Source organism: Stenotrophomonas sp. (assembly GCF_032061965.1).
Classification (GTDB): Bacteria; Pseudomonadota; Gammaproteobacteria; order Xanthomonadales; family Xanthomonadaceae; genus Stenotrophomonas.
In genome coordinates, this window is sequence record NZ_DAMBEF010000080.1 from 1 (window position 1) to 6,147 (window position 6,147).

Sequence of the window (6,147 nt, forward strand, 5' to 3'; positions counted from 1 at the left end):
GGCACGTTCTCGGCCAGCAGGCGGCCGTTGCGGTCGTAGATCAGGCCGCGCCCGGGTACCACCGGCCGCGCCTTGATGCGGTTGGCCTCCGAGCGGGTGGCGTAGATATCGTGGTCCAGCACCTGCAGCTTGAAGTACCAGCCGCCCAGGAAACCCAGGCACAGCAGGACACCGAGGAATCCGATGGCGGCACGCCGCCGGAACTGCTCGGCTTCGGCGTGGGGGTTCTTGGTCTGGCGACGCGGGGCCATGGGTCAGCGCCCGCGCTTGCCCAGCCGCACCGCATCCAGCAGCACATACAGCGGCAGCCACAGGGCCATGCCCAGCAATGGCGCCAGCCAATAGCTCCACGGCAGGAGGGGTTCACCCACCAGCAGATGGATGGCGGCATCGATGACACGGTCATTGAACAACAGCCCGCCCATCGCCAATGCCTGCTGCGACAACGGGAAGAAGCGGATGCGCGCGCGGAAACGCTGCAGGATGAAGGCCATCACCACCAGCCGCAGTGCCTGCTCGCCCAGGATGCCGCCAAACATCACATCGGCCAGCAGACCGATGCTGAAGGCAAAGCCCAGGCCCACCTTGTCCGGGGTCTCAATCACCCAGTAGGCCAGCACCAGCGCCAGCCAGTAGGGGCGCATCGGCATCAGCACTTCCGGCAGCGGAACCAGTGCCAGCAACAAGGCCAGCAGGAAACTGACCGGCATCACCCAGCCCTTGCCACGCAGCCGGCTCATGGGCGCACCTGCGTCGGGTTGGCGTTCTCGCCGGTTGCCGGCGTTGTCGCGGGCGTGGCGTCGCTGACCGGCGCCTGCTGCGCCGGGGCATTGGCCGGGGTCTCAACTGCTTGCGGCGTGGCCGCGGCGCTGCCAGGCGAAGGCTGCGGCACCACGGGCGCCGATGGCGCGGTGGCCGTGTCGCTCGCCGGCGCAGCAATGCGGGCCGCGCCCATACGATTGGGCACGACGGCGGACGGACCGCCTGCTTCGGCAGCCTCCGTCGACGGCGTATCGCTGTCCGGAGCGGCCGGCAGTTGCGGCAGCGCCGGTACCGAACGCAGCAGCAGCACATTGCGACCGCGGTCCAACTTGGCTGCTGGCTCCAGTTCGCCCACCAGGAAGGCGTGGGTGTCGTCCGGCCGCAGTTTCAGGATCTTGCCAACCGGGAAACCGGCCGGGAAACGCCCACCCAGGCCAGAGGTGACGATCTCATCGCCCACTTCCACGCCCGCACTGAGCGGAATATCGCGTAGTTCCAAACGGTCACCGCGCCCGTAAACAATCAGTCGCACGCCGTTGCGCGCCACCGCCACCGGTACCGCATGGTCTGGATCGGTCAGCAACAGCACGGTCGAATGCGCCGGCGTGACCGCGATCACCTGCCCCATCAGGCCGCCGGCGTCGATCACCGCCTGGCCGACATGGACGCCGGCACGGCTGCCCGAATCCAGTACCAAGCGCTGCTTGACCGGATCCAGGTCGATGTCGAGGATCGGCGCCAGCTGCACGTCCAGGCCATTGCGCTCGGCCACGTTGAGCAGTTCGCGCAGCTGCGCATTGTCCAGCGCGGCAGTCTGCAGGCGCGTCAAGCGCGCATTGGCGACCAGCAACTGGTTGCGCAGCTCGCGGTTTTCGCTGACCAGCTGGTTGTGGCTGACCGCGTTGTCCTTGACCGATGCCCCCACCCGCCCCGGCACGCCAGCCAGCGCCCAGATTGGTTGCACCAGCACATTGGCCTGGGCGCGCAGACGCGACATCCAGCCGCCCTGGTCATCCAGCACGATCAAGGTGATGGCCAAGGCCAGGTACGCCAGCAGACGCAGCGTGCTGGCGGCGTCTCCCTGACGGGAGGCTACGGGAGGACCGGCGTAAGGGGGCACGGCAGAAGACTGGGAATGATGGATCGGGAATGAAGAACGGAAACGGCGTGGCTTGCGTCACGCCGAGTGGTCGGGGAAACGAGCGCTGGGCAGTGGATCAAGATGCAGGAAGCCCTGCCCCATTCCCGATTCCCCATTCTCCATTCCCTCCGACTTATTCCGGCGCAAAGAACTCGTTGCCGTGCATGTCCACCAGCTCCAGCGCACGACCGCCACCGCGGGCCACGCAGGTCAGCGGGTCATCGGCCACCTGCACGTGCAGGCCGGTTTCCTCGGAGATCAGGCGATCCAGGTCACGCAGCAGGGCGCCACCACCGGTCAGCACGATGCCGCGCTCGGCGACGTCGGCGCACAGTTCCGGCGGGGTCTGCTCCAGCGCAAGCTTGACCGCCGAGACGATGCCCGACAGCGGCTCGTGCAGGGCTTCGAGCACCTCGTTGGAGCTGATCTTGATCATCTTCGGCACGCCCTCGGCGAGGTTGCGGCCAGAGATTTCCATCTCGATCACTTCCGCCTGCGGGTAGGCGCAGCCCAGCTCGACCTTGATGCGCTCGGCGGTGGCCTCACCGATCAGCATGCCGTGGTTGCGGCGCACGTAATTGGTGATGGACTCGTCGAAACGGTCGCCACCGATACGCACGGACGCCGAATAGACGATGCCGTTCAGCGAGATGACTGCCACTTCCGTGGTGCCGCCGCCGATATCGATGACCATCGAACCGCGCGCCTCGGTGACCGGCATACCGGCGCCAATGGCAGCAGCCATCGGCTCTTCGATCAGGAACACGTCACGTGCACCGGCCTCCTCGGCCGATTCCTTGATCGCGCGGCGCTCCACCTGGGTGGAGCCGGCCGGCACGCAGACCAGCACGCGCGGGCTGGGGCGCAGCACGCGCGACTTGTGCACCTTCTTGATGAAGTGCTTGAGCATGGCCTCGGTGTAGGTGAAATCGGCGATGACGCCGTCCTTCATCGGGCGGATGGTGGTGATGTGGCCCGGGGTACGGCCGAGCATCTGCTTGGCCTCGGCGCCGACGGCGGCCACCGAACGGGTCCCGCCGATGGCGCGGTCCTGACGCACAGCCACGACCGACGGCTCGTTCAATACGATGCCCTGGCCACGCACATAGATGAGGGTGTTGGCCGTGCCCAGGTCAATGGACAGGTCATTGGAGAACATGCCGCGCAGCTTCTTGAACATCTGGGGAGTGATCCTGACGGGTGTCGTGCCCACGCCGGATGGCGAAAAAATGGGCAGAAAATGAGGGGAGGTAGCCTATCAACCCACCCCGGCCCGAGCAAGGAGAATCCTTGTAAAAAAAGGGCTTCGCGACCCGCCGGGCAGCTGCGGTACATCCTTGCTTCTGGCCGTGGGCGGCCGCAGCCGGTAACCTTATGCACTTTGGCGCGCCCTAGCGCCGGTCCGCCTGCGCGCGCGCGGCGGCATTTCCCTTTTTACGTATAGGCCTGTTCGCGATGTCCGCTTTGATCTGTGGTTCCCTTGCCTTTGACACCATCATGGTGTTCCCGGACCAGTTCAAGAACCACATCCTGCCGGACAAAGTGCACATCCTGAATGTGTCGTTCCTGGTCCCGCGCATGCGCCGCGAGCTGGGCGGCTGCGCCGGCAACATCGCCTACAACCTGAAGTTGCTGGGTGGCAGCCCCATCCCGATGGGCACCGTGGGCCAGGATTTCGCCCCGTACCGCGAGCACTTCGAGCGCATGGGTATCGACCTGAGCCAGGTGCGCGTGCTGGAGGATATGTTCACTCCGCAGTGCTTCATCACCACCGACCACGACAACAACCAGATCACCGCGTTCCACCCGGGCGCGATGATGCGTTCGCACGAGAACCACGTGAAGGATGTGCCGGGCGTCACCTTCGGCATCGTTGCGCCGGACGGCCGCGAAGGCATGATCCAGAACGCCGCCGAGTTCCTGGAATGCGGCATCCCCTTCATTTTCGACCCCGGCCAGGCCCTGCCGCTGTTCAACGGCCCGGAACTGCGCGAGTTCATCGAACAGGCCGACTACGTGGTGGTCAACGACTACGAGTCCAACCTGCTGCAGCAGCGCACCGGCTGGAGCGAGACCGACATCGTCGCCCGGACCAAGGCCTACATCACCACCCAGGGTCCGCGCGGCGCCATCATCCACACCCCGGAGAAGAGCTTCGACATCCCGCCGGCGCATGAGCGCCGCGTTGTTGACCCCACCGGCTGTGGCGACGCCTTCCGCGCCGGTCTGATCTACGGCATCGAAAAGGGCTATGACTGGCTGACCGTTGGCCGCATGAGCAACCTGATGGGCGCGCTCAAGGTGGAACACCCGGGCACGCAGAACCAGCGCTTTGACTTCGCCGAGTTCAACGACCAGTTCAAGCAGCAGTTCGGCTACAGCCTCTAAGAAAAACGGCGCCCACAAGGCGCCGTTTTTTATCCCCGATGTAGTGCCGAGCCATGCTCGGCAGAGGCCTTACAAGCAAATCATCAGCCGCATGGCAATGTAGGAGCGGCGTAAGCCGCGAAGCTCGCACACCAGCAGATTGCACAATCCGCGTGCAACCCGGCATTGCCAGCTTCGCGGCTTACGCCGCTCCTACAAGCGGTTATTTCGGCAACGCTCCAGCCGAGCACGGCCCGGCTCTACAGGGACGCTGCGGCCTGCCAGTGCTGCAACAACTGCGCACAATCACGCAACTGCCATTGCGCCATCCCCGGCCAGGTATCTTCCGGCATGTTGATCAGGATCGCGGGCACGCCCGCCGCCTTGGCGGTGGCCAGATCGTAGTAATGATCACCGACCATGCGCATCGCGGCAGGTGCCACCTCCCAGCGCGCGGCAAAATACTGCAGCCCGGCCGGCGATGGCTTGGGCTCGGCCTCGCTACGGCCAACGACCTCCTCGGCCGCAAAACAATCCGCCAATCCAATTGCCGCCAAGGTCACTTCGGCCAGCCCGCGGGCATTGCGGGTAAGAATGCCCAGCCGGCATCCCTCGGCATGTAGCGCGCGCACCAACGCCACCGCGCCGGGGGCAGCGATCGAACCTTCGGCCAATGCACGCTCATGTTGCAGCAGCCACGCATGGCTGTCGGCGGCCTGTTGCGCTGGCAGCGCGGCCAGATGCTGCAGGATGTCCGCATCGGCCGGGATCTGCAGCTCACGCCGGATCAGATCAAAATCATGCACCGGCTCGGTCAGGGTGCCATCCATGTCGAACACCCAATGGCGGCTGGCGGCGACGTCGCACCGCCCCGCCACATCAGCAAGCACCGGCCTCAATCCCAGTTCGGCATCTGGCTGCCATCCAGCCCACCGACCTCGAACACCGCCTTGCGGGTGCCGCCGGCCTGCACCGGGAACTCGATCTCGATGACCTTGGCCTTGCGCGCCTGCCGCCATAGTCCGCGGTTGTCATCGATGAACATGGCGATGGCTTCATCGGTATCCGGGCGGTGCGCGGCCATGTTGCGGGCTGGCGCACCGTCCACGCTCACCTTGACCTGACAGGCGCGATAGCACGCCTTTGCGAAGTCGCTGGACTGCAGCACCAGGTAGGCATGGCGCTTCCATTCGGGATGATCGCGGAACACCAGGTTCACCTGCTTGGCGCCGGTGCTATCCACCTCGACCCGGTCCTTGCTGTAGATCGCCGCCGAACGCTGCGTACCGCCCTTCACCGGCACCTGGTTGTAGTTCCACAAGGCCTGCATGCGGCGTAGCTCGGTGGCTGCGGTGGCTTTTTCCTTGACCTCGGCAAAGCCGGGTTCGATGCGCTTGGCGGTTTCCGAATCCGGGTATTGGTCGAGCAGTGCGGCACCGTGGATACGTGCCTTTTCCCAATCGGTGGCGGTGACGGCCGCGTCGTAGAGCTTACCGATACCTTCAGCGTCAGCCTCACGCTTGGCCCGCTCCTGTGCGGCAGCGGCTTCCTGCTGCTGGCGCTCGGCCTCCGGATTGCTGCAAGCGGCCAGTGCGAAGACGCAGACGGCGCCGAGGATCAGGGGTTTCATCAAGCAGCTCCAATAGTCATGGCGCGAGGTGGCGCGCGGCGATGGACACTTTAAACAAGTTTGGGGAGGGAGTGCGGTGGCTTGGCTTTGGCTTTGGCTTTGGCTTTGGGTTTGGGTTTGGCTGTAGCTGTGGCATGGCCTCTGACGTGGCCTTTGCTTTCGACGTGGCCTCTGCTCGGCCTTTGCTCTAATGCCGTCATTCCCGCGCAGGCGGGAATCGCTCCGGCTTTTGCCCCTATGCCGTCAT

The 6,147-nt window shown here is 65.2% G+C and carries 7 protein-coding genes and 1 pseudogene; 1 reads left to right on the forward strand and 7 read right to left on the reverse strand.

Features of this window, described 5'->3' with window-relative positions; all coding sequences use genetic code 11:
* From RT460_RS19305 to RT460_RS19320, 4 genes and pseudogenes are all read right to left on the reverse strand, one after another.
* Positions 1-251: pseudogene (locus RT460_RS19305) on the reverse strand (penicillin-binding protein 2); the annotation flags it as partial.
* A gap of 3 nt (positions 252-254) precedes the next feature.
* Entirely contained in the window at positions 255-740 is a 486-nt protein-coding gene (gene mreD / locus RT460_RS19310; protein ID WP_313321344.1) for a rod shape-determining protein MreD, read from the reverse strand.
* Positions 737-1,882 (reverse strand): rod shape-determining protein MreC, encoded by a 1,146-nt coding sequence (gene mreC / locus RT460_RS19315; protein ID WP_313321345.1) that lies wholly within the window; start codon positions 1,880-1,882, stop codon positions 737-739. The genes mreD and mreC overlap by 4 nt, the downstream gene beginning before the upstream one ends.
* Before the next feature lie 154 nt (positions 1,883-2,036).
* Entirely contained in the window at positions 2,037-3,083 is a 1,047-nt protein-coding gene (locus tag RT460_RS19320; protein ID WP_005419402.1) for a rod shape-determining protein, read from the reverse strand.
* Between the two features lie 275 nt (positions 3,084-3,358).
* Between RT460_RS19320 and RT460_RS19325 the strand changes: the two genes are divergently transcribed.
* A complete protein-coding gene (locus RT460_RS19325) occupies positions 3,359-4,291 on the forward strand; it encodes a carbohydrate kinase family protein (protein ID WP_313321346.1) in 933 nt (310 codons plus the stop codon).
* Between the two features lie 239 nt (positions 4,292-4,530).
* Here the strand turns inward: RT460_RS19325 and RT460_RS19330 are convergent, their stop codons facing one another.
* From RT460_RS19330 to RT460_RS19340, 3 genes are all read right to left on the reverse strand, one after another.
* Positions 4,531-5,100, reverse strand: coding sequence for an HAD family hydrolase (locus RT460_RS19330; RefSeq protein ID WP_313321349.1), 570 nt, complete (start codon positions 5,098-5,100; stop codon positions 4,531-4,533).
* Positions 5,101-5,165: 65 nt separating this feature from the next.
* The gene (locus RT460_RS19335; protein WP_313321347.1) at positions 5,166-5,900 is read right to left on the reverse strand and encodes a hypothetical protein; all 735 of its coding nucleotides are present in this window, start codon (positions 5,898-5,900) and stop codon (positions 5,166-5,168) included.
* Between the two features lie 50 nt (positions 5,901-5,950).
* On the reverse strand, positions 5,951-6,147 hold a 197-nt coding region (locus RT460_RS19340), incomplete at its 5' end, for a hypothetical protein (RefSeq protein ID WP_313321348.1).

Excerpts from the sequence above, each read along its gene's own strand:
- RT460_RS19335 (WP_313321347.1), bottom strand. The coding sequence starts at position 5,900 with ATGAAACCCCTGATCCTCGGCGCCGTCTGCGTCTTCGCACTGGCCGCT.
- RT460_RS19325 (WP_313321346.1), top strand. The coding sequence starts at position 3,359 with ATGTCCGCTTTGATCTGTGGTTCCCTTGCCTTTGACACCATCATGGTG.
- RT460_RS19320 (WP_005419402.1), bottom strand. The coding sequence starts at position 3,083 with ATGTTCAAGAAGCTGCGCGGCATGTTCTCCAATGACCTGTCCATTGAC.
- mreD (WP_313321344.1), bottom strand. The coding sequence starts at position 740 with ATGAGCCGGCTGCGTGGCAAGGGCTGGGTGATGCCGGTCAGTTTCCTG.
- RT460_RS19330 (WP_313321349.1), bottom strand. The coding sequence starts at position 5,100 with ATGGATGGCACCCTGACCGAGCCGGTGCATGATTTTGATCTGATCCGG.